At 55.4% G+C, this 22282-nt stretch carries 25 protein-coding genes; 13 read left to right on the top strand and 12 right to left on the bottom strand.

Annotated features, from left to right (window positions below):
- Positions 1-4: 4 nt before the first annotated feature.
- Both LJE94_03825 and LJE94_03820 read left to right on the top strand, forming a co-directional pair.
- Complete coding sequence (locus tag LJE94_03825; protein ID MCG6909237.1) at positions 5-259, top strand: glutaredoxin family protein; 255 nt, start codon at positions 5-7, stop codon at positions 257-259.
- On the top strand, positions 259-591 hold the full coding sequence (locus LJE94_03820) for a ferredoxin:thioredoxin reductase (GenBank protein ID MCG6909236.1): 333 nt from the start codon (positions 259-261) through the stop codon (positions 589-591). The genes LJE94_03825 and LJE94_03820 overlap by 1 nt, the downstream gene beginning before the upstream one ends.
- A 7-nt stretch (positions 592-598) precedes the next feature.
- Here the strand turns inward: LJE94_03820 and nqrF are convergent, their stop codons facing one another.
- From nqrF to LJE94_03790, 6 genes are read right to left on the bottom strand one after another with little or no spacing between them, the layout of a single operon-like run.
- Positions 599-1825 carry an NADH:ubiquinone reductase (Na(+)-transporting) subunit F gene (gene nqrF, locus LJE94_03815; protein MCG6909235.1) on the bottom strand — a complete coding sequence of 409 codons (1227 nt, stop codon included), beginning with the start codon at positions 1823-1825 and terminating at the stop codon, positions 599-601.
- Positions 1822-2430: an NADH:ubiquinone reductase (Na(+)-transporting) subunit E gene (nqrE, locus tag LJE94_03810; protein MCG6909234.1), complete on the bottom strand. Its 609-nt coding sequence runs from the start codon at positions 2428-2430 to the stop codon at positions 1822-1824. Before nqrE ends, nqrF begins: the two co-directional genes overlap by 4 nt.
- 16 nt (positions 2431-2446) lie before the next feature.
- Complete coding sequence (locus tag LJE94_03805; protein MCG6909233.1) at positions 2447-3064, bottom strand: NADH:ubiquinone reductase (Na(+)-transporting) subunit D; 618 nt, start codon at positions 3062-3064, stop codon at positions 2447-2449.
- Positions 3061-3798: an FMN-binding protein gene (locus tag LJE94_03800; protein MCG6909232.1), complete on the bottom strand. Its 738-nt coding sequence runs from the start codon at positions 3796-3798 to the stop codon at positions 3061-3063. Before LJE94_03800 ends, LJE94_03805 begins: the two co-directional genes overlap by 4 nt.
- Entirely contained in the window at positions 3791-4975 is a 1185-nt protein-coding gene (locus LJE94_03795; protein MCG6909231.1) for an NADH:ubiquinone reductase (Na(+)-transporting) subunit B, read from the bottom strand. The genes LJE94_03800 and LJE94_03795 overlap by 8 nt, the downstream gene beginning before the upstream one ends.
- Positions 4976-5032: 57 nt before the next feature.
- Positions 5033-6376 (bottom strand): hypothetical protein, encoded by a 1344-nt coding sequence (locus tag LJE94_03790; GenBank protein ID MCG6909230.1) that lies wholly within the window; start codon positions 6374-6376, stop codon positions 5033-5035.
- A gap of 229 nt (positions 6377-6605) precedes the next feature.
- Here LJE94_03790 and LJE94_03785 point away from each other — a divergent pair, with 229 nt between their 5' ends.
- The 5 genes from LJE94_03785 (at position 6606) to LJE94_03765 (ending at position 11287) form a co-directional block, all read left to right on the top strand.
- Positions 6606-6827, top strand: a complete 222-nt coding sequence (locus tag LJE94_03785; GenBank protein MCG6909229.1) for a hypothetical protein — start codon at positions 6606-6608, stop codon at positions 6825-6827.
- 80 nt (positions 6828-6907) lie between these two features.
- On the top strand, positions 6908-7336 hold the full coding sequence (locus LJE94_03780) for a transcriptional repressor (GenBank protein ID MCG6909228.1): 429 nt from the start codon (positions 6908-6910) through the stop codon (positions 7334-7336).
- Positions 7337-7731: 395 nt separating this feature from the next.
- Positions 7732-8904, top strand: a complete 1173-nt coding sequence (locus LJE94_03775) for a citrate (Si)-synthase (GenBank protein ID MCG6909227.1) — start codon at positions 7732-7734, stop codon at positions 8902-8904.
- A 100-nt stretch (positions 8905-9004) separates the two neighbouring features.
- Positions 9005-10651 carry an FAD-dependent oxidoreductase gene (locus LJE94_03770; protein ID MCG6909226.1) on the top strand — a complete coding sequence of 549 codons (1647 nt, stop codon included), beginning with the start codon at positions 9005-9007 and terminating at the stop codon, positions 10649-10651.
- Positions 10652-10786: 135 nt separating this feature from the next.
- Entirely contained in the window at positions 10787-11287 is a 501-nt protein-coding gene (locus LJE94_03765) for an acyl-CoA thioesterase (protein MCG6909225.1), read from the top strand.
- An 88-nt stretch (positions 11288-11375) separates the two neighbouring features.
- Here LJE94_03765 and LJE94_03760 read toward each other — a convergent pair whose 3' ends face one another.
- Both LJE94_03760 and LJE94_03755 read right to left on the bottom strand, forming a co-directional pair.
- Entirely contained in the window at positions 11376-11837 is a 462-nt protein-coding gene (locus tag LJE94_03760) for a ferritin family protein (GenBank protein MCG6909224.1), read from the bottom strand.
- Between the two features lie 144 nt (positions 11838-11981).
- Positions 11982-12338: a hypothetical protein gene (locus LJE94_03755; GenBank protein MCG6909223.1), complete on the bottom strand. Its 357-nt coding sequence runs from the start codon at positions 12336-12338 to the stop codon at positions 11982-11984.
- Between the two features lie 387 nt (positions 12339-12725).
- Here LJE94_03755 and LJE94_03750 point away from each other — a divergent pair, with 387 nt between their 5' ends.
- The 3 genes from LJE94_03750 to LJE94_03740 are packed head-to-tail and all read left to right on the top strand — an operon-like array spanning position 12726 to position 16163.
- Positions 12726-14102: a TIGR01777 family oxidoreductase gene (locus tag LJE94_03750; GenBank protein ID MCG6909222.1), complete on the top strand. Its 1377-nt coding sequence runs from the start codon at positions 12726-12728 to the stop codon at positions 14100-14102.
- Positions 14103-14148: 46 nt separating this feature from the next.
- The gene (locus tag LJE94_03745; protein MCG6909221.1) at positions 14149-15255 is read left to right on the top strand and encodes a hypothetical protein; all 1107 of its coding nucleotides are present in this window, start codon (positions 14149-14151) and stop codon (positions 15253-15255) included.
- Positions 15252-16163 (top strand): DMT family transporter, encoded by a 912-nt coding sequence (locus LJE94_03740; GenBank protein ID MCG6909220.1) that lies wholly within the window; start codon positions 15252-15254, stop codon positions 16161-16163. The genes LJE94_03745 and LJE94_03740 overlap by 4 nt, the downstream gene beginning before the upstream one ends.
- Here the strand turns inward: LJE94_03740 and LJE94_03735 are convergent.
- Positions 16101-16781, bottom strand: coding sequence for a LysE family translocator (locus LJE94_03735; protein ID MCG6909219.1), 681 nt, complete (start codon positions 16779-16781; stop codon positions 16101-16103). The two genes, LJE94_03740 and LJE94_03735, sit on opposite strands and share 63 nt — an antisense overlap.
- A gap of 141 nt (positions 16782-16922) precedes the next feature.
- Here LJE94_03735 and LJE94_03730 point away from each other — a divergent pair, with 141 nt between their 5' ends.
- The 3 genes from LJE94_03730 to LJE94_03720 are packed head-to-tail and all read left to right on the top strand — an operon-like array spanning position 16923 to position 19531.
- Positions 16923-17384, top strand: a complete 462-nt coding sequence (locus tag LJE94_03730) for an Lrp/AsnC family transcriptional regulator (protein MCG6909218.1) — start codon at positions 16923-16925, stop codon at positions 17382-17384.
- Between the two features lie 32 nt (positions 17385-17416).
- A complete protein-coding gene (locus tag LJE94_03725) occupies positions 17417-19078 on the top strand; it encodes an amidohydrolase family protein (GenBank protein ID MCG6909217.1) in 1662 nt (553 codons plus the stop codon).
- 36 nt (positions 19079-19114) lie between these two features.
- Entirely contained in the window at positions 19115-19531 is a 417-nt protein-coding gene (locus LJE94_03720) for a nuclear transport factor 2 family protein (GenBank protein ID MCG6909216.1), read from the top strand.
- A gap of 183 nt (positions 19532-19714) precedes the next feature.
- Here the strand turns inward: LJE94_03720 and LJE94_03715 are convergent, their stop codons facing one another.
- Genes LJE94_03715 through LJE94_03705 form a run of 3 tightly spaced genes read right to left on the bottom strand, consistent with a single transcriptional unit; the run spans position 19715 to position 22254 of the window.
- Entirely contained in the window at positions 19715-20161 is a 447-nt protein-coding gene (locus LJE94_03715) for a PaaI family thioesterase (protein MCG6909215.1), read from the bottom strand.
- Positions 20148-20435 (bottom strand): hypothetical protein, encoded by a 288-nt coding sequence (locus LJE94_03710; protein ID MCG6909214.1) that lies wholly within the window; start codon positions 20433-20435, stop codon positions 20148-20150. Before LJE94_03710 ends, LJE94_03715 begins: the two co-directional genes overlap by 14 nt.
- Entirely contained in the window at positions 20416-22254 is a 1839-nt protein-coding gene (locus tag LJE94_03705) for a long-chain-acyl-CoA synthetase (protein MCG6909213.1), read from the bottom strand. Before LJE94_03705 ends, LJE94_03710 begins: the two co-directional genes overlap by 20 nt.
- Positions 22255-22282 lie beyond the last annotated feature (28 nt).

The raw sequence follows: 22282 nt of genomic DNA, 5'->3' as shown, positions 1-22282 counted from the left end.
TCTCATGGCTGAAAAAGACGTAAAACTCTACACCCTGAGCACATGCAGCCACTGCAAATCCACCAAAAGGCTGCTGTCCGAATGCACCATCGAATACGATTTCGTGGACGTGGACCTTTTGGAAGGTGAAGAACGCAAGGCCATTTTGGAGGATGTCAAAAAGGTCAATCCCAGATGCTCCTTTCCCACATTGATTATCGGGGACAAGGTGATCGTGGGATATAAGGAAAAAGAGATCAAGGAGGCATTGGGATTGTAATGGACGCTCAAGAGCTGTTCGAAAAGTTGAAAAAGGTTCAGGAGCCTAAAGGCTATTTCTTCAACAAAGACCGGGAACGGGTCTTCGACCTGCTCGAGGCCCTTTTGACCAACAAGGAGCGTTACGGCTACATGGTCTGCCCGTGCCGTCTGGCCGCCGGCGATAAAGAGGCCGACCGCGACATCATCTGCCCCTGTGTCTATCGCGAACCGGATGTGGCGGAGTTCGGCAGCTGCTACTGCAACCTGTACGTTTCGGAAGCGTGGAACCGGGGAGAAATCACCGAGGAATACGTTCCCGAACGCCGACCGCCCGAAAAAATGGCCTTTTAGTGTCTTGTCAGGAAAATTTGTCGAATTTAATCATCTCCGGTTCCACCCCCAGGCTGTCCAGCATATCCTCAATGGACTGAACCATGATGGGGGGGCCGCACAAATAGTACTCGATCTCGGTGGGATCTTCGTGGTCGGCTAAATAGTGATCGTGAAGATTCTGATGGATGTACCCGGTCATGCCCTTCCAGTTGTCCTCCGGCTGGGGGTCGGACAGGGCGACATAATAGGTGAAATTGTCAAATTTCTTTTCGAGCGCCCTGAATTCCTCCTCGAAAAAAAGTTCCTGCAGTGACCGCGCGCCGTACCAGAAAGTGAGCTTTCTTTTGGTGCCCACGGTATTGAGCTGGTGCAAGATCTGGCTGCGCAGCGGTGCCATGCCGGCTCCGCCCCCGATGAAGCACATTTCCCGTTCGGTGTCGTTGACAAAAAAATCGCCGTAGGGACCGCTCAAGGTCACCCGATCGCCTTCCTTCAGATTGAAGATGTATGACGAGCCCATCCCCGGCGGGACGGCCTTGGCCCCCGGCGGAGGAGTGGCTATCCTGACGGTGAACCGCAGAACCGATCTTTCCGACGGCGGGTTGGCCAGTGAATAGGCCCTGAATATCGGCTCCTCGTTCTTCGATTTCAATCCCCACAGGTTGAAACGGTCCCATGCCGGCCTGAATTTGGCCCCCACCCGTTTGCGCAATGCGGCAAAGGAAAGGGTGTATTCCGGAATGTCGATCTGAATGTAGGCGCCCGCATTGAAATCGAGGGTTTCGCCCGGGTCCAGCTCTATGGCCAGTTCCTTGATGAAAGTGGCCACGTTCTCGTTGGAAATAACCGTGGCGTTGTATTTTTTGACGTCCAGGATCTCCTCGGGGATCCGGATCATCAGGTCGTCTTTCACCTTGAGCTGGCAGGCCAGGTGGATGTTTTCCTGCTTTTCCTTCCTGCTGATATGCACGAGCTCCGTGGGCAGGTAGGTCTCCACCCCTTTTTCGACCCGGCACTTGCACATGCCGCAGGAACCGCCCCCCCCGCAGGCGGAAGGGATGAAAATGTCGTTGTTGGACAGGGCCTTCAACAGGGTGGTTCCCACCGGGATTTTGAGAGGTTTTTCCGCATCCTGATTGATGACCACCTGCGAGTTGCCCTTGCGAACCACCCTGGCCTCGACGAGCAGCAGCATGCCCACAAGCAGCAGGATGACCCCTGAAAAAACGATGATGGCGGCGACATAGATCATAGGGTGATCCCACTGAAAAGCATAAAACCCATTGCCATGAGGCCGGTTACGATCATGGTGATGCCGAAGCCCTGAAGGCCCTCCGGAACATCCGCATAGCGCAGTTTTATGCGGATGGCGGACATGGAGACGATGGCCAGCAGCCAGCCGGTCCCCGAGCCGACACCGAACACCAGCGACTCCGTGAAACTGTAATTGCGCTCGACCATGAAAAGGCTGGTCCCGAGAATGGCGCAGTTCACGGTGATAAGCGGCAGAAACACACCCAGGGCATTGTACAGAACCGGAGAGAACCGGTCGATGACCATCTCCACCGCCTGAACGATGCCCGCAATGACGGCAATGAAGGTGATGAATTTCAGGAAACTGAGGTCGACATCGGGCAGCCCGGCCCAGGAAAGTGCCCCGGGGGCCAGCAGGAAGCGGTAGATGATCCAGTTGACGGGAGCGGTGATGGACAGAACGAACACCACGGCGACCCCCAGCCCGATGGCCGTATCCATGTTCTTGGAGATAGCCACGAAGGAGCACATCCCCAGAAAATAGGCCAGGAGAATATTGCCCACAAAAACGGAATTTAGAAATATGCTTATAAGGTCTTCCATGAGCGCACGCTGTGGTTCATTCTTTTGACAGGGTTTTCTGCAGCCACACCAAAAGGCCGATGATGATGAAGGCGGCCGGGGCCAGCTGCATGAATCCCATGTTTTCATATCCCGCCCGGTAAACGAATTCCGGTACAATGGCCACTCCCAGAAACTTGCCCGCACCCAAGGTCTCCCGGATGAGGGCCACGGAAACCAGAACCGATCCATACCCGGCGCCGTTGCCCAGTCCGTCGAGAAAGGACAGCCCGGGCGGATTGCCCAGGGCGAAGGTTTCCGCCCGCCCCATGACGATGCAGTTGGTGATGATCAACCCCACGAATACGGACAGCTGTTTGCTGATATCGTAAAAAAAAGCCCTGAGAACCTGGTCGGCGATGATCACCAGCGTGGCGATCACGCTCAGTTCCACAATCATACGGATGTTGCGTGGAATGACCCGGCGCATGATCGATATGGCCAGGTTGGAAAACGCCAGCACAAAGGTGAGGGACAGGCCCATCACCACAGCGGTTTTCATCTGAACCGTCACCGCCAGAGCGGAGCAGATTCCCAGCATCTGCATGGAAATAGGGTTGTTCTGGATCAACGGTTCCGAAAATGTCTTGAAATGCTTCGTTTGAGTTAACTTCATTGACTCTCCCCGCATGCCGCCGACCCCTTAGGCACCCGCAGCATCTCCTTGCTGCGGAACCGGATGGAAACCGGTTCATACTCACTCAGAATCTTCTTGAGCCCCGCCGTCAGAAAGCGCCCCGTGAGGGTGGCGCCGCTGATGCCGTCCACATAGTTGATCTTTTCGGCCGCGTCCATAGCGGCGATCGCCGCCGGCTTGGCAATACCGATGGAGACGAAACGACCTTGCTGATCGACAATTTTCTTGCCTTTGAAATTTTTCTGAAACCACTCTTTTTCGATCTCGCCCCCCAACCCGGGTGTTTCGTTGTGCTGGTAAACCGTGAATCCGGACACCGTGGACCCGTCACTCTCTAAAGCCAGGTAGCCGTGAATCTTGCCCCAGAGCCCCCGGGTATTGATCGGCACCACATAGGCCACCACCTCGCCATCCCGCCGGTAGAGATATATGGGAAGCCCCTTTCCGCCCCCCGCCCCCTTTTCCATTACACGCCCTTCGGCATCCACCCGCATGCAGACGATGTTCTCGGCATACATGGCCTTGATCCCATCGTGGCTGTAAGCATGACCCTCTTCCAGAAGCCCGACGGCCTTGAGGATGTTCTTCTTGCGGTCCACCTCGATGTTTTCCTGCTGGAAAGGCCGCAAACCGCTGTAGGCCGCAGTCAGGAGAAGGCTGCAGACAAGGGCGGTGACGACGGCAAAGAAAATGGACCTGAGGTTGTCAGACATTGACCACCCTTTTTTTCAGCTTCATCTTGATTTCTAAATGATCGAACAGCGGTGAAAAAAGGTTCATGAACAATATGGCCAGCATGATGCCTTCCGGGTATGCCGGGTTGAAGATCCTTATCAGCACCGTCAGCATGCCGATAAGAAAGCCATAGACCCATTTGGATTTGTCCATACCCGGCGCCGTCACCGGATCGGTGGCCATGTAAGCGATGCCGAAAGCAAATCCGCCCATCACCAGATGGTAAAAAGGATTGAGCGTGAACCAGGCCGATGCGGTTCCCGAGGCAACGAAATTGAGGAAAAAACCCGTTGCCAGCGCCCCCAGGATCCCTCCGGCGATAATGCGGTAGCTGGCGATTCCCACGATCACCAGTAAAACCGCCCCCGCCAGGCACAAGAGCGCCGATGTCGCCCCGATGCTGCCCGGATAGTTCCCCAGGAGCAGTTTGATAAACGGATACCCGGCCGCGTCGAGAGCGGATTCGATCTTTTCCTGGGGGCCGGTGATGCCGGCAATGGCCAGGGGCGTGGCGCCGCTGACAACGTCCGCGAGGCCGGCCTTGGCCTTTTCCACGACCATCCAAACAGCGTCCCCGGACATGTTGCCGGGATAGGCAAAGAAAAGGAACGCCCTGCCGGTCAATGCCGGGTTGAGAATGTTTCTGCCGGTACCCCCGAAAACCTCCTTGCCGATCACCACCCCGAACGACATGCCCACGGCTGCCTGCCACAGCGGTATGGTCGGCGGCAGGGTAAGCGGAAAAAGCAAACCGGTAACCAGAAGCCCCTCACTGATGGGGTGCTTTCTGACCACGGCAAACAGGATCTCCCAGAAAAAGCCGACCCCGTATGAAATAATCACGAGCGGCAGGACGATCCAGATCCCTCTCAGGAATACCGCAATGGGCGCCGGGCTCAACCCCGATGCCAGGCTCGCCTGATGCCCGGCGTTGTAGACACCGAAAAGAAACGGCGGCAGCAACGCCAGGATGACAAAACTCATAAAGCGCTTGACATCCAGGCTGTCCCGCACGTGGGCATCTCTTTTGGTTGTCAGGCCTGGAATAAAAAAAAAGGATTCCGTGGCTTCAAACAGCGGGAACCATCTGGCCAGCTTACCTTCCTCCTCGAACAGGGGGCGGCTTTTTTCAAAAATGTCAGCTATCAGCTTCATATATCCTCGACCCTTGATCACCCCACCGCAGGGAAACGGCTCCCTGCGGCCGAGCGATCAGCCGATCTCTTTGTAATACCCGGCCTTTGCCGATTTCAGTGCGGCACAGATATCGATCTTTGATGGGCACACAAAGGTGCACAGGCCGCACTCTACGCAGTCCAGCAGTCCGTGTGCCAGGGAATCCTCCACCTCCCCTGCGAGCGTGCACTTCAAGGTAAACTGGGGCAGGATATCCACTGCGCAGACATCGTCACAGTAGCCGCAGTTGATACAGGCCCGCTCCTCACCGTGCATTCCGCAATCCACCGTAAAGGGCGACGTTTTGAGACTCGAGAGAAATGTCCGGGAGCGGCTGGGCTGGTGCAGCCCCGGCCGGATAAAGCCCAAAAACACCTTGTCATCGCCCTCGGGAAGGATGGTGAGGGACGTGGCGTACAAGTCCAGAAACGAGTCCTTGTCAGCCGTGTACCCTTTAAAAAGTCCGCCGACGATGTAGCGGTTGCGTCCGGATTCCCGGCTTGAATTTCCGGCAATATAGGCCAGCGGTGCCCCCATGCGCGTTTTCACGTGCAGCTGTTGCGGAGCCCGGCTGCCGCCTAGCACCACGGTTCTGTCGGTCGGATACGTTCCCGTCCCGATCAATTCGGCCAGCAGTAAAACGTCCTGCCCCTTGATGCACCAGGCCCGGTTGTCATCCGGGCTGTTTTTGATGCGATAATGCAGCACCCCGGCATCGCCGGCCGGATACGGCCCGCTCACACAGTGGGTCAGCATTCCATTCAGCCCCGCGGCAAGCGCCTCGTTCTCCTTGTGGATCGAAACCTGTACCGACGGGCATAATTTTTCAAGAATGCGGATGCCGAAAGCCAGTAAATCTTCCTTGCCCTTCAGGTAAACCGCCGGATTGGGTTGAAAAGGTTCTCGGGAATCGAGGCTCACGATGATGACCGGAGGCACCTCCTGCGGGTCCGGAATATCTCCGAAAGGAAGCTTTTTTAAAAGGCACCACAGCCCCCCCTGGAGGATGGCCTCCACCAGCTCCGTTCGCGACACCTCCGCCAGTTGCGGCTCGGAGTAGCTTGAAAATGATTCGTGCCGTTCTTCTCCGTCCAATTGCACGACCACTTTCCTGATAACCCGGCGGGGGCCGAAGGCAATCTCGGACACACGGCCGCAACCGGGGGACAAAAATCGAATGGCCGGATTGCGCTTGTCTTCGAACACCAGGGACCCGATGCGAACCCGAGTGCCCTCTTTCACCTTCAGCCTTGGTTTGACAAAAGGTATCTTTTCCGGCGTAAGCGCAACAAATTCAGGTATATCTCTCACCGATACCTGCGGCGATGGCTTCCCGGAAAGGTTTAAATCATAGCCTTTTCTATTGCGGAGGAATATCATCGGTCCATGCAGCTGCGACGAAATGATCAATTTAAAAATTTATTTCTATATGTTATACTGATTGTTTAAGACCCCGTTGGAAGTGGTGACATATTTTCTTTTTTAGCACGGAGTGGACAGAATCGAAACAATTTTTTGATTTTAATATTGAATCTTGGCCGCATTGCTGATTTAATTCAGTACTGATCGGCTTTCAACCGCATTGACAATAACTTTTCAGGAGTGTGCGATGAGTGAGACCGTAAAACAGATAAAACAGGTGTGCAAGTGCGAAAAGTGTGGCAGCGAGGCGGAAATGGTAGTGACCTGCACCCTGCCTGAAACCGACACCGCCGATGCCCCCCGAACCGCTTCCCAGAATTCGGCCCAATCCGGCCGCAAACAGCGCGTCAAGGGGATCGGCACCTGCAGCAGTTGCGGAAACGAAGCCGATATGTGGGTCGACCTGTAAAGAAAAAATAAGGCGCTTCTCCTGGCGGCCCAATGCCAAAAGGCCCCAAGAGGCGCAATGCGACGGTGACAGCAGTAGTGATGCAGTTACAGCCAAAAGAAAAAGCCCTGAGAACGACACGGCAGCGCATGGTCATCCTCGAAGAGTTGAGGAGCAGAAATGACCACCCCAGCGCGGATGAACTGTACGAGAGAGTCCGCAAGCGGCTGCCCAGAATCAGCCTGGGCACCGTCTACCGCAACCTGGAGGTGCTGTGCCAGCTTGGGGAAATTCAGAAACTCGAGCTCAGTGGGTCCCTGAAGCGCTATGATGGTGTTTGCAGCAAGCATTATCATATCCGCTGTGTTCAGTGCGATCGTGTGGACGATGCACCCATCGCACCGCTGAACCAGATCGAGGACGAGTTGTACGAGGCCACGGTTTATGAAATCATAGGCCACAATCTCGAATTTACCGGTCTTTGCCCGGAGTGTACGCGCAAAAGCCGCCAGACCGCGGTAAACGACTGACCACGCTCTTTTTTGTGCACGGGAACAACGCCCCCACTCGATCCATCGGCTTTTTTCCGAAGGGGCGGTTGCGGCGGACCCGCCGTGTGCACGCTTCCGGCAAGATGCCCCGCAAGGGCGGCCGCATTTCCTGTGAGCGGCACCTGTTTTCTTTTGTCGCATTGAACCGATGAGGTTGATACACATCTGTCTCAATACCCATAATTGTGAAACATTTTTTTGTCATCTTACACTTAAAAGGCCCGGCATCTGCACACCACTCCCCCCTGGAAACCCGTTGCAAAGGCAACATACAAAAAATATCTTAAAGAAACCCATTTTGTGGGCATTCTGGCATGGAATTTGGTAGTTGGTTATAACAAATGCTTCACTCCCAACCAGGCATGAGGTGAGAAATGGAAGAAAAAACGATCAACACTGGATTGAGGGGCGTTACGATCGCCAGCACAAAAATAAGTGATGTGGACGGGGCACTCGGCAAGCTCGTTTACCGCGGGTATCTTGTCAAGGATCTTGCAGGAAAAGTGTCCTTCGAAGAAATCGCTTATCTTCTGCTTTACGAAAAGCTGCCCGGCAAAAACGAACTCGCGGATTTCAAAAAGCGCCTGTCGGAACAAAGAGCGATCCCCGAACAACTCGTCGCTTTTCTCCAGGCAAGTCGCAAGGATGTGCTGCCCATGGATATTCTGCAGGCTTCCGTGGCCATCCTGGCACAATACGATCCGGACCTGGGCGATGAAACCCGGGATGGTTCCGTTCGCATGGCTCTCCGCATGATCGCCAAATTTGCCACCATCGTAGCAGCCTGGGACAGGATTCGCAACGGCCGGCAGCCCATAGCTCCTAATCCCGATTTGAGTCATGCCGCCAATTTCCTTTACATGCTCAAAGGCGAGGTACCGGATGAAGCGTTGGCCGGTTATTTCGACACCTGTCTTGTCCTGCATGCCGAACACTCGTTCAATGCGTCGACTTTCGCGGCCAGGGAGGTGGCCTCCACACGTGCCCACATGTACGCAGCTGTCGGGGCGGCCGTGGGCTCTCTTTCCGGAGCCCTCCACGGCGGCGCCAATACGCGGGTGATGCGGATGCTGCTCGAGATCGGTTCTGTCGACAACGTCGATGCCTATGTCCGCAAAACCCTTGAAGAAGGCGGTGTCATCATGGGACTCGGCCATGCCGTTTATCAAACCGACGATCCCCGGGCGCATATCCTGGCGCCCATGTCCAAAACCATGGGTGAACGCGTCGGTGACACACGCTGGTATGAACTTTCCAAGGCACTCGAAATCAAGGGCAAGGCCGCCTTCAAGGAAAAAAAGGGCAGGGATATCTATGTCAATGTCGACTTCTACAGCGCCTCGCTCTATTATTACATGGGCATCCCCACCGACCTCTTTACACCGGTATTCGCCGTTTCCAGGATTGCCGGATGGTGTGCCCATGTTCTGGAAGAGCAGTTCGCCGACGCAGCACCCAAACCGGCACTGTACCGGCCGGAATCGGATTATGTAGGGGAATATTGCGGGCCGGATGAGTGCGCCTTCGTGCCTATTAGCGACCGATAGCCTCCCAAACAAGGGAAACGGATGCCTGTGTTGACCGCAACATTATTTCCTAAATTGACATAGGTGTTTATAAAGACAGCATGTTGGAGGATATGAAACCATGGATATGGCAAACAATGACCCGGGAGCGTTTGACAACGCCGAAATGGAACGGGCTCAAATCGAACAGGCTCAAATCGAAAAAGCGCAGCGGGAAATAGCGCGCCTTTTCAAGGACATAAAGGAAGAAATTCCCATTTATCTTTTCGCCCAGCCCGGCGTAAACGATGTTTTTACCGATGCCGCCCGGCAGGCCATCCGCTTCTTCCGCCAGATGACCGACAAAATAACCATGCGGGAATATGATCTCGGCCATGAGCTGGCCCGTAAATGGGACATACAGGGTTCACCGACCATTCTCCTGGCGCCCGAAAAATACAATCTGAAATGGCTGGGAGCCCCCCTTGGAGAGGAGGGGCGCATATTCCTGGAGGCTCTTTTGCTGATCGGCACGGGGGAAAGCAATCTGAATCCCCAGGCACTGCAGGTCCTCCAAAGAATCGACCAACCCCGAAACGTCAAAGTGTTTGTCAGTGCCTCCTGTCCCTACTGCCCGCAACAGGCCTTGAACACCCTCAAAGCCGCCATCGAAAAACCTGGGCAGATATCCCTGGAAATCATCGACATCCAGGCCAACCCGGAACTGGCGAACCAGTACTCGGCACAATCCGTACCTCAGACCTATGCCAACGATGTGCTCATCGCCCAGGGCGCCCAATCGGAGGAGCTGTTCGTAGCCTCGCTTGACAAAATGGAGCAGCAAACCGTTTTTATTCCCGAAAGCCAGGAAAAGGAGATCCAAACCGACCTGGTCGTCATCGGCGGGGGACCGGCCGGCCTGAGCGCCGGCATCTATGCCGCCCGCAGCGGGTTGAAGACGGTCGTGGTGGAAAAAGGCGTTTTGGGAGGTCAGATTGCCCTGACCCCGGTGGTTGAAAATTACCCGGGCCTGAAGCAGGTAGGCGGTAAAACCCTGGTGGACATCATGGTCACCCATGCCTTGGAATATGTCCGCATCTTTCCCGGCGAGGAAGTGGTGGACATTCAGCCCGGTGAACCGGTTACGGTTCAGACCAGCCGTCGCAAGTTCCTCACCCGTTCCGTGTTGATGACCATGGGGGCGAGCCACCGCCACCTGGGTGTCCCCGGTGAACAGCGGCTGGGGGGCCACGGTGTCAGCTACTGCGCCACCTGCGACGGTCAGCTTTTCAAAGGGCGCAAGGTCATCATTATTGGCGGCGGCAACAGTGCCGCCACGGAAGCCCTCTACCTCAAGAATGTGGGTGTGGAGGTCACCATGGTCCACCGCAAAGACACGCTCAAAGCCCAGGAAGTACTGATCCAGAACCTCGTTCAAAACAACATCCCCATTCTTTTCAATACCGAGGTGGTGGGAATCAACGGAAGCCACAACGTTGAATCGGTCGTGCTCAAAAACAACCGGACCGGGGAGGAGTCAACGCTTGAGGTCAACGGCGTGTTCATGGCTATTGGCTATGATCCCTCCAACAGTCTGGCCGAAAAGCTCGGCATCCGACTCAGTGAAGAGGGGTACATCCAGCATGACAACTACCGCACCAACATTCCCGGCATATACGCGGCCGGAGACGTTGCCGGCGGATTCAAGCAGATCGTCACCGCCGCAGGCCAGGGGGCGGAAGCCGCCACCGTCATATTCGAAGATCTGATCGACCCCTACTGGAAATAACCGAATGGCCGCCGGGCCTTCAGAACCCGGCGGCCATTCGGTTATATGACGCGGCTTCCGCCTTCGCTGCTTTAGCTCCGCCGCGACGGGTCGCCGCTATTATACGATCGAACGTTACATTCTGGAGTAATTAGGATGGAAGCGAAAACAGTTAAAAACAGCAGCGTCATCATGCGGCACATCGTGTCCCAGCATGACGCCAACCTCGCCGGTATCATGCACGGAGGCGTTGTCATGAAGCACATTGACGACGTCGCTGGTGTCGTGGCCATCAGGCATACCGGCACCAACGTGGTGACGGCGTCCATCGACCGCCTCGATTTCCACCACCCGGTGTTCATCGGCAATATCTTGACCGTCAAGGCCAGCATCAACATGGTAGGCAAAACCTCCATGGAAATCGGCGCTAGGGTGGAAGCCGAGGATATCATCACTCGGACGGTCCGGCACACGGCATCGGCCTATCTCACCTTTGTCGCCCTGGATGAAAACAACCGGCCGGCACCGGTTCCGCCGATTGAGATACTCACCAAGGACGAAAAGAGACGCAACAGGGAAGCCATTAACAGACGCCAGGTGCGCCTGGCTGAAAAGACCAAGGAGAAACAGTGCCGCGAAGACAGTGCCAACTGTTAAAGCGCTCGATGGATAGCTTTTAACTAAAAAAGCCCTCCTGCAATACCTTGCTGGAGGGCTTTTTTGTGTCGATTAACAACTTTTTTTCTTAGTCGCCCTGCTCGGCCATGAAATCGTCGTAAATGGTCTCCAGGATCTGTTTGTGCTTGGCCTCCTCCTGGCAGAGCATCTTGAACATGTTTACGAAATCGTCACTGTCCGCCTTTTCAGACAGTTCGTTGTAAAGTTTCAGGGACTTTTCTTCACGCTTCATGGCCAGCCGCAAAATATCAGTGTAGTGCATTCCCGGTTCATACTCGACATCCACCATGTAGTCGCTGCGTTTCATATCGGGGATCCACTCAAATTTGTATTCTCCGATTTTCACCTTGTCGTTACCGAAGTTCTCCAGCAGCCGGACATGCTTTTTCTCCTCTTCGGCAAATTGCAGGAAGGTTTCTTTAGCGGCCTTGAAGGTTTCGTTCTGGCTGAGTTCCGTGTAGAATTCAACAGCCTCTTTTTCTTTGTCCAGAGCATACTCGACGATCTCTTCCACAGAATTGAAATTCATTACAACCTCCTCCTTTAAAGAATTAGTTTTAAAAATTTACGGCTCTATAAACAAAACTTTCAGCCGAGGGGGCGACCCTTCCTGCCATGACACTTATTTTTCACATTTTCATTTCCGATTCAAGCCAAATCCTTACGGGCGCCTTCAGGCAGCCTCCAGTTCCTGCTTCAGCCAGTCGCGAACTTCCCCTTCAACGGCATACACGCCTTTCAAGTTCCCATTTTTCTTTAGGTAGGCTTCTCTCAAACGCCGCGGCATTCGGAACTCCGCCAATTCTTCGGCCTCCTCGGAACTACGCCGGACAAGATAGATGACCGGCTCCTCGTTCCAGGTGTTCACAACGAAGTAGTGGGTCACATCGTCTTTAGACCGAATCACGTAGTTGCCGCGCGCCCAGTTGTTGCCCCACTCCAGGTAGAGTCTCACAGCCTCCTCGGGCGTCATATCCCAGTCGATCGAGTCCACCAGGTCCCGCTTTTTTTTGATATCATTCAGATTCATGCTAACGACCTCCCTGCTGTCGTTTTTTCTTATGCCTAAGGTATGAACCCTTGACACATCTTTCAAGGGACCATCCTGCGCTTTCTTCTATATCGGCGCCCCAGCTTGCGGCGATGCGCTTCGATTCATCGCGCTGACCGAACGCTTGTCACCCTATCATGCTAAAAACGTGCCAGAAAACATCCCAAATCCGCATGGATGCATGAAACCACTCGCTGTGCGGCATGTTGGCCCTCGCCCCGTTGCAACGGTGTTTTTTCAGCCTTCTTGCACCCTGCCGTTAAATAGTGTAGTCCAATGATACCGGTCACCCTGAATTTGAAACGGTCAAATTAGGTGAGACACTTATGTATCATTATCCGCTGACATGAGGCATAACCACCCCCCATGATCTTTAAAAAACGAAGCCAAATAGATGCCCCGGCCGAGGAAGTGTTCAAGTGGCACGAACGACCCGGCGCCCTGGAACGGCTAAGCCCGCCATGGGACCCCCTAGAAGTCATATCCAAGGGCCCGGGCATCGATACGGGTACGCGTGTGGAAATGAAGCTCAAAGCGGGCCCGCTGCCGCTGAAAATAAGGTGGGTTGCAGAACACACGCATTATGAAAAAAACCGCATGTTCCGAGACAGGCAGGCCAGGGGCCCCTTTAAAAAATGGGAGCACACCCACACCTTCCTGCCCGGAAAAGACGGCAGTTCCCTGATGGAAGACCGTGTCGATTTCGCCTTGCCGCTGTCCCCTTTTGGAAACCTTTTCGGCGGTAGCGCCGTCCGCAAAAAGCTGGCGCGTATTTTCCGTTATCGCCACGCAACGACTGCGGAGGATCTGGTGAGCCACCTCGCCAGACCTGATCAAAAGCCCCTGCACATCCTTCTGTCAGGTGCCAGCGGCCTGGTCGGCTCATCCCTGGTCCCTTTTTTCACCACGGGCGGCCACCGCATCACCCGCCTGGTGCGCCATCAACCGCGTCCGAACACGGATGAACGCTTCTGGGACCCCCGCAGCCGGGTGATTGACATCGACGCTGAGAGCGATTTCGACGTGGTGATCCATCTCTCCGGGGAAAACATCGGACAGGGAAGATGGACCCCCGAAAAAAAGAAGCGCATCGTCGAAAGCCGCAACGCCACCACCGCGCTGATCGCGGAAAGCGTAGCCAGCCTTCGAAAGCCCCCCGGCGCTTTTTTATGCGCCTCGGCCATCGGCTATTACGGGGACAGGGGCAACGACGTCATGACCGAAGCCAACGAGTGCGGCGCCGATTTCATATCCGGCGTGTGCGACGATTGGGAGCAGGCCGCCTTCCCGGCCCTTGCGAAAGGAATTCGCACCGTCTTTCTGCGCATCGGCGTTGTGTTGACCCCCATGGGCGGCGCTCTCAAGCGTCTTTTGCCCGCCTTCAAAATGGGCCTGGGGGGCAAGGTGGGGACAGGGAGGCAGTACATGAGCTGGATCGGCATGGATGACCTGATCGGGACCGTTTACCAAGCCATCAACGACGACACGCTTTCAGGACCCGTCAATCTTGTGGCCCCGAACCCGGTAACCAATCTGGAACTGACCCGCACCCTGGGCAGGGTCCTCTCACGGCCCGCCTTTTTCAGCATCCCGGCCTGGCTGATCAAGCTGGTTTTTGGGGAGATGGGCAAGGAGGTCCTTTTGTCCAGCACCAGGGTCGAGCCCGAAAAAATACTGGCAACCGGGTATCGATTCCGGCACCCGGAACTGGAGGGAGCGCTGCGGCATCTGCTCGGCAAATAATGGTTGCTGCGCAACCATTATGAATAATTAAAGAAAGGAACCTATCATGAGTCTCCGGCTGAGGCTGTTTTTGATGGTGTTGATGTTTATCGCCCTTTTGTTCGGCTTTCTGCAGCTGTTCATTCCGGGCACCACCCTGTATAATTTTGAGCGTCTGCACATTTTTCTCTTCAATCTTTGCAGCGGCGGCACCATATTGATCTATTTCTCCGAAGGCCGCACCAAGCTTTCCAAAAAAGCCTTGTCCTTCCTGATATTGTCACTGGCCTATGCGCTGCTGGCCTTCATGAATTGTTATCTGCCTGCCATGCTGGTGGCCTTTGCCATGGCAATCATCGTGGATTCGGTGAGGATCCGGAAATTCTCCCTTTTCCCGTTCAATTTTTTCCAATCGGGAGCGCCGGTCGCCGCAAAATTCCACCAGGCCTCCCTGCTGTGTCTGAGCATGGGGCTCACCATTTCGGGACTGGTAATCCTGAACAACCAATACCTGAAGCTGGTATCGCTTCAAAAGCTTACCCTGGACACCTTTTTCCTGGGGTTCTCCTTCCCGATCTCGCTGATCACCATGTCGATCATCTTTTCGTTCATGCGTCAGAAGGTTTCGCGCCTGGTACTGCGCCTGAAAAACATGGGATTCTGGAACGTCAACCTGGGCGTCATCATCTTTTTCCTTTTCATCCTGTTCGAGAAGCTCATTCCCCAGCTGGTGGTGACCACGATCCTCTTTTTTTCGGTGGTGCTGATCTACTTCATGTATAAAGACCTAAGCGACCGGGTTCAACAGAAAAGCTTTCTGACCTCAGGCATGTTTTTCCTCTGGTACACCGCCATCACCGGCATCATATACATCGCCCTGGAGTTCAGGCCCGACTATAACCACGAGCATCTGAAGTATCTGCTGCGGATGCACTCGTTCGCATCGCTTTACGGTTGGAACCTGAGCGGCCTGGCCGTCATCTGCAGAAAGGACGACTTCCCCATCAGGCTGCACTCGCAAACCGTCATCGCCGTGCACTGGTTGACGGCCATCGTGCTCGCCCCCCTGGGAACCTACTTTCGCTCCTTTGCCATCCCTGCCTTGATTGCCTACGGATATATCCTTTACATGATTCTGTTCAGCGCAGGCGTCCAAAAACCGGAGGGTGCATGAAATCCGCAGCAGCCGGATCCGGCCCCGTTGCAAAAAAGCGGACCCTGGATGCCGGCGCCATCTTTTTGCTGTTCATTCTCTGCGGCAGCTGGGGCCTGAACCAGGTGGCCATCAAGGTCACCAATCAGGCCGTTGCCCCCCTGTTGCAAAGCGGCCTTCGCTCCGCCGGTGCATCCCTTTTGATCCTCATGTGGATGCTGATGCGCCGGGAACCGCTGTGGGAAAGAGACGGCACCCTGTGGTGGGGGATTGCCGCCGGCACACTCTTTGCCATGGAGTTCCTGCTGGTGTACTGGGGCCTCGACTTTACCCTCGCTTCCCGGTCCAGTATTTTCCTGTACCTATCCCCTTTCGTGGTGGCACTGGGCGCCCAGCTGTTCATTCCCGGCGAAAACCTCAGCAGGATTCAGGTTGCCGGCCTGTGCACTGCCTTCCTTGGCATTGTACTGGCCTTTAGGGAATCCATGGGCCTGCCCTCCATGCAAATGCTCATCGGCGACAGTATGCTGGTGGGGGCGGCTGTTTTCTGGGGAGCCACCACGGTGCTGATCAAAGCATCCCCCCTGGTGAAGATCAGGCCCGGCAAAGTCCTTTTGTACCAGCTGGTCGTGTCTGCGGTTGTGCTGCTGGCCGCCTCCTGGACGAGGAACGAGCCCGGCATCACCACGTTGACGCCCTTGATTGTCGGCTCTCTTTTGTATCAGACCGTCTGGGTGGCCTTTGTCACTTACCTCGTGTGGTTCTGGTTGATTCGCACCTATCCGCCGTCGCGTCTGGCTTCCTTCACCTTCCTGACACCGCTCATGGGGGTCCTTGCCGGCGGCCTGCTCTTGAAAGATCCGATTTCACCGGTGTTGATCGTGGCCCTCCTGCTGGTCTGCGTTGGGATATACCTGGTCAACCGTTGAGGTGTGCAATGGCAGGACGATTTTCGATAGCCGCAGCATCCCATAAACAATCAGCACCGCGCCCACGGTTATATTGGCTGTCCGGAGAAGCTGTGCGGGTATTGACGCCTTGATGCTTGAAAGCAGGGAAACGGAAAGCCCGAGAAAGACGAGTGTGGCCAATCCCGCCGCAAACCCGAAGCCCGCCAGCTGCTTTTGCGTATAGCCTTTTTCGATCGCTTTGGCTGCAAACAGGCTTGTCCAGAAAACGATGGTGAGCGGGCTGGAAATTGTCAACACGAATGCAGCCGTAAAGCTTGAAATAACGTTTGATTCAACGACCGTATTCGCGATATCATGAAAATGGTCTTGGTTGGCGGATAGCATCATTGCAATGCCGAACCATACAAGTACGAAGGAGCTTGTGATTCCTGCAGCGAGCTTTATTTTAGGCTTTTCCAACAATTTTCCAACACCCAGTACCGCCAGGGTGATGAACAGATAATCCACGATTGTTACGGCAAGAACGGCAACCAGTCCGTCCGCAATCGTTTTCTGCAGAGAGATATTGAGAAGAAAAAAGAACACCGGACCGATAGCTATTTGAAGCAGTAATCCGGTAAAAAATCCATTGAGCATTATGGAGATCATGCGTTTTTCCCGACGGTACCCCTTAGCGTTGCAAGCCTGAGGGTAAAACTATCGTATTTTCGTCGCCGGCGCCATGGTTATCCCACGCTTTTTCGCCCGGTTCACTTACAAATAAAAGGCTTTTCAGGCATGAACCTTCAATTTGAAAAATTACTGGACCCGATCGGGTTAAAAATTCTTTCCCTCTTGCAGGAAAATGCCAGGACGCCTGTCAGCCGTATCGGCAGAAAGGTGGGATTGTCGGCGCCGGCGGTGTCTGAGCGGATTAAAAAACTGGAGGATGCCGGCATTATCAGGGGCTACCATGCCAGAATCGCGCCCGAGGCAGTCGGCCGGACCGTCGCCGCTTTCATCAACCTGACCACCGATCCCCGAAATTATAAATCGGTAAAGGCCCTGGCAGCCGGGATGGACCAGGTCACCGCCTGCCACCACATAAGCGGTGAGGCTTCTTTCATCATGCATGTTCAAGTGGAAGACCTGCCCGCACTCGAAGCGGTGGTTGCGCGCCTCAGCCCTTTCGGAAAAACGCAAACCGCCATCGTGCTGTCGACATCGGTGGACAAAAATGCGGCGGTGCCGCTGCCGTGATCGGATTGAAATCCCAACCATAGGACAAACGTATGTCAAAAATACTCGTTAAAAACGGCATGATCGTTGACGGTAAAGGAAAAGAGCCGTTTTACGGTCATCTTCTGGTCGAAAACGATCGCATCGCCGCCGTTGCCCACGCCGAATCCGCAGATGCCCAAGGCCTGTTGTCAAGCGAAAGCGATCAGGCGGTTGACGCCCGGGGGCTGGCGGTATCTCCCGGCTTTATCGATTGCCACTCCCACTTTGACTGGACGCTGCCGCTGCCCAATCATCAGGATATTTTATATCCGCTCATCGAGCAGGGCGTTACAACCGTGATCACCGGCAACTGCGGATTTTCACCGGCCCCTGTCAGCCCAAAAAGCATGAAGGCCCTTCAGGCGTATTCCGAGTTCCTGCTGGAAAAACCTCTCGACATCCAGTGGAAAAACATGGAGGGCTTCCTGGACCACCTGGATCGTTCCGAAGGCCTCCTGTTCAATAACGTGCAGCTTTTGGGGCACGGTGCCGTGCACATTGCCGCCTTGAACGATGTCGTCAGGCAACCCGACGGGGAAGAGATGAAGCGGATCATGGCCTTGACGCAAGAAGCCTTGGATCAGGGTGCCTTCGGTTTTTCCCTGGGTCTGATGTACCCGCCCGGATTGTTTTCACCGACGAGCGACCTGGAAAAACTGGCTGATATCGTCGCGGGAAAAGACCGCATACTGACTGTGCACAACCGTGCCCTGTCCCGCTACTCGGGTTCCTATCCCATCATTCCCTTTTTCGGAAAACCGCATAATCTCAGGGCGCTGGACGAGGTTCTTTCCATCGGCATCAAGACCGGCGTCAAAATCCAGATTTCCCATTTTATTTTTGTGGGCCGTAAAAGCTGGACCACGGTGCACAAGGCCCTGCAGATGATTGCAGAGGCGCAGGACAAGGGACTGCGGGTCATGATGGACATTTACCCTCATTTTTGCGGCAATAGTTACCTCACCGTATTTCTGCCTGCCTGGTTCACTGAAAACCTTGAGGAAAATCTGGAAAACCCCAAAGCTGTCAAACGCTTGAAACGCGAGCTCAACATGGCTAAATTTCTGCTGGGGTTCGACCTGAAAGAGATACAAATCATGGAAGCCAGGTACAAAGCCGGTGAAAAGTACAATGGCCTGAACCTGGTTGAAATAGCCGCCAGGGAACAGGTGGAACCCCTCGACGCCATGTTGAAAATCATCAAGGAAAGCGGCGGAAAAGCCCTGCAGCTGACCTGGGGGTACAGCGGCGATGACCAAAACGAATGGTTGATTGAAATAATGATGCGGCATCCTCTCTGCTTGTTTGAAACCGATACCCTGCTCATTTCCAAGGGATTTCCCAATCCCTGCTCCTACGGCGCCTTTCCAAGGATTCTGGGCAGGTTTGTCAGGGAGAAAAAAACGCTGAGCCTCGGCAAAGCCGTCGCCAAAATGAGCGGGAAAACAGCGGACTGGTTCGGTATCAGGAACCGGGGAAAAATCGAACCCGGTTGCTATGCCGACCTGGTCCTGTTTGAACCCGATACAATTGCGGACAACACAACCGTCAAAAATACGGCCCAACGGCCCGGAGGTATCCAAAAGGTGATGTCAAACGGGCAATGGGTTGTAGAAAACGGCCGGTATGTACAAGGGGTCAAACCGGGCCGAGTACTGCGATATTCACCCTGAACCGCTAACGTGTGATCGTTTAGAAAAGGCGAGGCCATGAAACTGACCAAAAATGAAATCGAAAATGCTTTGAGAAAGTGGAACAGCGCCTGGGACAACTATGATCTCGATGGCGTGATGGCGCTGTTTCACGCCGAGGTTACCTTCGAAAACTGGACCGGCGGAACCGTGCGCGGCAAGGAGGCCCTGCGCGTAGCCTGGGCCCCGTGGTTTGCCAACAACGGTGGTTTCCGCTTCATCGAGGAGGAGACCTTCATCGACGAGGACGCGCAGAAGGTCCTCTACCGGTGGCAGCTAAAATGGCCGTCGTTCGAAAAAGGGCAGGAAGGCCGGCCCGAAAAACGGCGCGGCGTGGATGTCATGCATTTCAAGGAGGGCAAGATCATCCGCAAGTTGACCTATTCGAAAACCACCGTCGATATCGACGGAAAAAGGTGCGCCCTGCATCTATGACATTTCCGGTGTCCTGGCACTCTCCGATGCCGCCCGTTTTCGTTCGAGCTCGTGCCGCGCCTGCCTCCCCGGCCGAGGTTAACCGTCTGAGTGAGGTTTGAAACTCCCCGCTGCAGGCAGCGGGGAATCTTCATCGTAAGGAATTTTACCTTTCATGATTCGCCCGCTATCGCAGTTCAAGCCCTATGCAGCTGGAGTGGCGGCCGGTCGCCGCAAAAACGTGCCCGACCCTTTGGCCAGTAAAATCCCCTTCCCGTCCCTGATCTCGACATCCCCCAAAGCCGTCTTTTTTCCGCAGTGCAGAATCGTGGCTTCAGCCACGGCGAACCCGCCCGTAAACGGTTTGATGTAATTGATTTTCATTTCGATGGTCGTGACCATCTCCCCCTTTTCCATCAGGGTCACCAGAGCCATGCTGCCGGCCGAATCCGCCAGCGCGAACAGGGCTCCACCGTGGCCGATGCCCAGGGAACTGGTCAACTTTTCGGCAAACTGCAGGCGCATGCGGGCCCACCCTTTGCCCACGTCCATGAACTCGATGCCCAACAGCTTCCAGAACGGCATCCGCTCCGGCAGCCGGTTGAGCAGCGCCGCCTTGAAATTGGCGCTGATGGTTTCATCCAGTCCCATGGCCGCCCCCTTGCGGTTGAAACTGCTCCACGGCATCCCGGCTCGAAAGGGTGACAATGGTTTTACCCTGGTGCGCATCCAGATCGGCGCAGGATACAGGGCAGCCTTGAACGGCGACAACCATTTCCACGGCCGGGTCGTCCAGGGCAAGCACCTCCACCGTCTGACCAAGCCTGCTCAGCATTTCATCCACCGCCTCTTCACGGTCAAACTCCGGATTGCAGCCGCCGCAGTACTTGATGGCGATCTTCACTTTAGAATTTATATTTCCCATCCTTAATCTCTTTGAAAACGTCGGCCGTCAACGGCGTGTACGCATCACTCCCCGGCAGCAGGACAAACAGCGGATCCGTTGCCACCGAGGGGTCGAATCCCTCTTTCTTGAGGTCGACCTTCTTGATCTTGTGGGTTGGCGTCAGGGCCAACCCGGTGTTCAAACGCAAGAATTTGGGCACGGCGTAGGAAGGCAGGGCCTGCATGAAATGGACTGCCAGCCCCTTGAAATCGAAATCTTCGGCAGGGCCCTCCGGAACGACGGCCACCATGCCCGCCTTTCCGTCCCCCCCCGGCATCGCCACGCCGTAGACGGCTGAAAGCGCGATCCGGTCAAAGCCGCCGGCAACCTTCTCGACTTCCGTGGTGGACACGTTTTCACCCTTCCAGCGGAAAGTGTCGCCCGTGCGATCCACGAACTGGATGTGGCCGTATCCGATGTCCCGAACCAGATCGCCGGTGTTGAACCAGGCATCCCCTCTGGTAAAAACATCCCGGATGATCTTCGATTCCGTGGCCTGTTTGCTCGAGTAGCCGGCAAAAGGATTGTCCGCCGATATCTCCCCCAGCAGCAGGCCCGCTTCACCTGTCCCCACCTTCCGCATGGTGCCGTCCGGCTCCCTGACGGGTTCATCCGCTTCGACATCGTATGCGACGATGCTGTAGGGAAGCGAGCAAGTTCCCTGGGTGCAGTCGAGGTTGAGCAGATTCACGAAATAAAGGTTCGACTCGGCCGCGCCGTAGATTTCGAAGACCTTTTTGATGCCGAACCGGGTTTTAAAGGCTTTCCAGATGTCTGGCCGGAGCCCGTTGCCGATGATCTTGGTCAGGGGGTGGTCGCGGTCGTCCGCCCTGGGCGGCTGGTTCATCAGGTAGCGGCACAGCTCACCGATGTAGCACCATGCCGTTGCATTATACGCGTCCACATCGCTCCAGAAGTTGCTGACGCTGAACTTGCGGCGCAGGGCCACGGCCGAACCGTTCAGAAAAACAGCCGGCCAGCTCAAGGCCAGGGCGTTGGTGTGAAAAAACGGCAGGGGCACGTACAGGGTGTCGCCCGGCCGCATGTCGAGGACGATCTTACCATTGTAATAGGCGCTTCTCACCAGCCGCCCGTGCGTGATGACAGCCGCCTTGGGCATGCCGCCGGTGGTGCCCGAAGTGAACACGTAGGCCAGGGCATCCGCGGGTTTGACCCCGGCCGTGGTTTCCGGGTTGACGGCGGGCATTTCCTCCACTGCCCCGGCAAGGTCGGTGTATCCGGCAGGCATGCCCTTTTTCCCCTTGTCCCGCAGGAAATAAAGCTGCCCCTCCGTAACTCCCAGATCGGCCCTGACCGCCTCGAAAGCGTCCAGGACCTCTTCGCCCACGATAAACGCCATAGCCGGATTCAGGGTAAGGCAGTGTCGCAGTGCATCCAGGCGCAGGTTGGTGTTGATCATGGCATTGCACACGCCAATTTTGCCCATGGCGCTGTAAACCATGAGCAGCTCCGGCCGGTTCTCCAGAAAAACCGCGGCCGTGTCCCCTTTTTTCAGCCCCCGTGAGATGAAATAGTGGGCATGGCGGTTGGCTCCTTCGTTGAACGCCTTCCAGGTGTAGTGCCCGTCGGTGGACTTGATGGCCGCATTGCCGGGGAAACGGGCGGCGGATTGCTCCAACATACCGCCCCACGATTCCCGGTTATCCACGGCGATGCTACCGATGTGCCTGGCCGTTCTGATGATTGTCGGCAGCCGCCGCAACAGGGACAGCCGCTTGCCCCAATACTGAAGGGGGGTAACGAGGTCCTGCTGGTGCTTGTTCGTATCTTCCGTCATCAAAACCCTTCTCCGTTTTTTTTGCGGG

Source organism: Deltaproteobacteria bacterium, from assembly GCA_022340465.1.
GTDB lineage: Bacteria > Desulfobacterota > Desulfobacteria > Desulfobacterales > B30-G6 > JAJDNW01.
The sequence above is the reverse complement of the archived record's forward strand: the minus strand, read 5'-3'. Positions and strand labels throughout refer to the sequence as shown.

What these genes read in the sequence shown, in the direction of transcription:
- LJE94_03715 (MCG6909215.1), bottom strand. Translation starts at nt 20,161, where the DNA reads ATGGGACTGGATGAAACCATCAGCGCCAATTTCAAGGCGGCGCTGCTC.
- LJE94_03730 (MCG6909218.1), top strand. Translation starts at nt 16,923, where the DNA reads ATGAACCTTCAATTTGAAAAATTACTGGACCCGATCGGGTTAAAAATT.
- LJE94_03765 (MCG6909225.1), top strand. Translation starts at nt 10,787, where the DNA reads ATGGAAGCGAAAACAGTTAAAAACAGCAGCGTCATCATGCGGCACATC.
- LJE94_03825 (MCG6909237.1), top strand. Translation starts at nt 5, where the DNA reads ATGGCTGAAAAAGACGTAAAACTCTACACCCTGAGCACATGCAGCCAC.
- LJE94_03745 (MCG6909221.1), top strand. Translation starts at nt 14,149, where the DNA reads ATGAGTCTCCGGCTGAGGCTGTTTTTGATGGTGTTGATGTTTATCGCC.
- LJE94_03760 (MCG6909224.1), bottom strand. Translation starts at nt 11,837, where the DNA reads ATGAATTTCAATTCTGTGGAAGAGATCGTCGAGTATGCTCTGGACAAA.
- LJE94_03740 (MCG6909220.1), top strand. Translation starts at nt 15,252, where the DNA reads ATGAAATCCGCAGCAGCCGGATCCGGCCCCGTTGCAAAAAAGCGGACC.
- LJE94_03705 (MCG6909213.1), bottom strand. Translation starts at nt 22,254, where the DNA reads ATGACGGAAGATACGAACAAGCACCAGCAGGACCTCGTTACCCCCCTT.
- LJE94_03770 (MCG6909226.1), top strand. Translation starts at nt 9,005, where the DNA reads ATGGATATGGCAAACAATGACCCGGGAGCGTTTGACAACGCCGAAATG.
- LJE94_03805 (MCG6909233.1), bottom strand. Translation starts at nt 3,064, where the DNA reads ATGAAGTTAACTCAAACGAAGCATTTCAAGACATTTTCGGAACCGTTG.
- LJE94_03780 (MCG6909228.1), top strand. Translation starts at nt 6,908, where the DNA reads ATGCAGTTACAGCCAAAAGAAAAAGCCCTGAGAACGACACGGCAGCGC.
- LJE94_03795 (MCG6909231.1), bottom strand. Translation starts at nt 4,975, where the DNA reads ATGAAGCTGATAGCTGACATTTTTGAAAAAAGCCGCCCCCTGTTCGAG.
- LJE94_03800 (MCG6909232.1), bottom strand. Translation starts at nt 3,798, where the DNA reads ATGTCTGACAACCTCAGGTCCATTTTCTTTGCCGTCGTCACCGCCCTT.
- LJE94_03720 (MCG6909216.1), top strand. Translation starts at nt 19,115, where the DNA reads ATGAAACTGACCAAAAATGAAATCGAAAATGCTTTGAGAAAGTGGAAC.
- LJE94_03750 (MCG6909222.1), top strand. Translation starts at nt 12,726, where the DNA reads ATGATCTTTAAAAAACGAAGCCAAATAGATGCCCCGGCCGAGGAAGTG.
- LJE94_03790 (MCG6909230.1), bottom strand. Translation starts at nt 6,376, where the DNA reads ATGATATTCCTCCGCAATAGAAAAGGCTATGATTTAAACCTTTCCGGG.
- LJE94_03820 (MCG6909236.1), top strand. Translation starts at nt 259, where the DNA reads ATGGACGCTCAAGAGCTGTTCGAAAAGTTGAAAAAGGTTCAGGAGCCT.
- LJE94_03710 (MCG6909214.1), bottom strand. Translation starts at nt 20,435, where the DNA reads ATGGGAAATATAAATTCTAAAGTGAAGATCGCCATCAAGTACTGCGGC.
- LJE94_03735 (MCG6909219.1), bottom strand. Translation starts at nt 16,781, where the DNA reads ATGCTCAATGGATTTTTTACCGGATTACTGCTTCAAATAGCTATCGGT.
- LJE94_03725 (MCG6909217.1), top strand. Translation starts at nt 17,417, where the DNA reads ATGTCAAAAATACTCGTTAAAAACGGCATGATCGTTGACGGTAAAGGA.
- LJE94_03785 (MCG6909229.1), top strand. Translation starts at nt 6,606, where the DNA reads ATGAGTGAGACCGTAAAACAGATAAAACAGGTGTGCAAGTGCGAAAAG.
- LJE94_03775 (MCG6909227.1), top strand. Translation starts at nt 7,732, where the DNA reads ATGGAAGAAAAAACGATCAACACTGGATTGAGGGGCGTTACGATCGCC.
- nqrF (MCG6909235.1), bottom strand. Translation starts at nt 1,825, where the DNA reads ATGATCTATGTCGCCGCCATCATCGTTTTTTCAGGGGTCATCCTGCTG.
- nqrE (MCG6909234.1), bottom strand. Translation starts at nt 2,430, where the DNA reads ATGGAAGACCTTATAAGCATATTTCTAAATTCCGTTTTTGTGGGCAAT.
- LJE94_03755 (MCG6909223.1), bottom strand. Translation starts at nt 12,338, where the DNA reads ATGAATCTGAATGATATCAAAAAAAAGCGGGACCTGGTGGACTCGATC.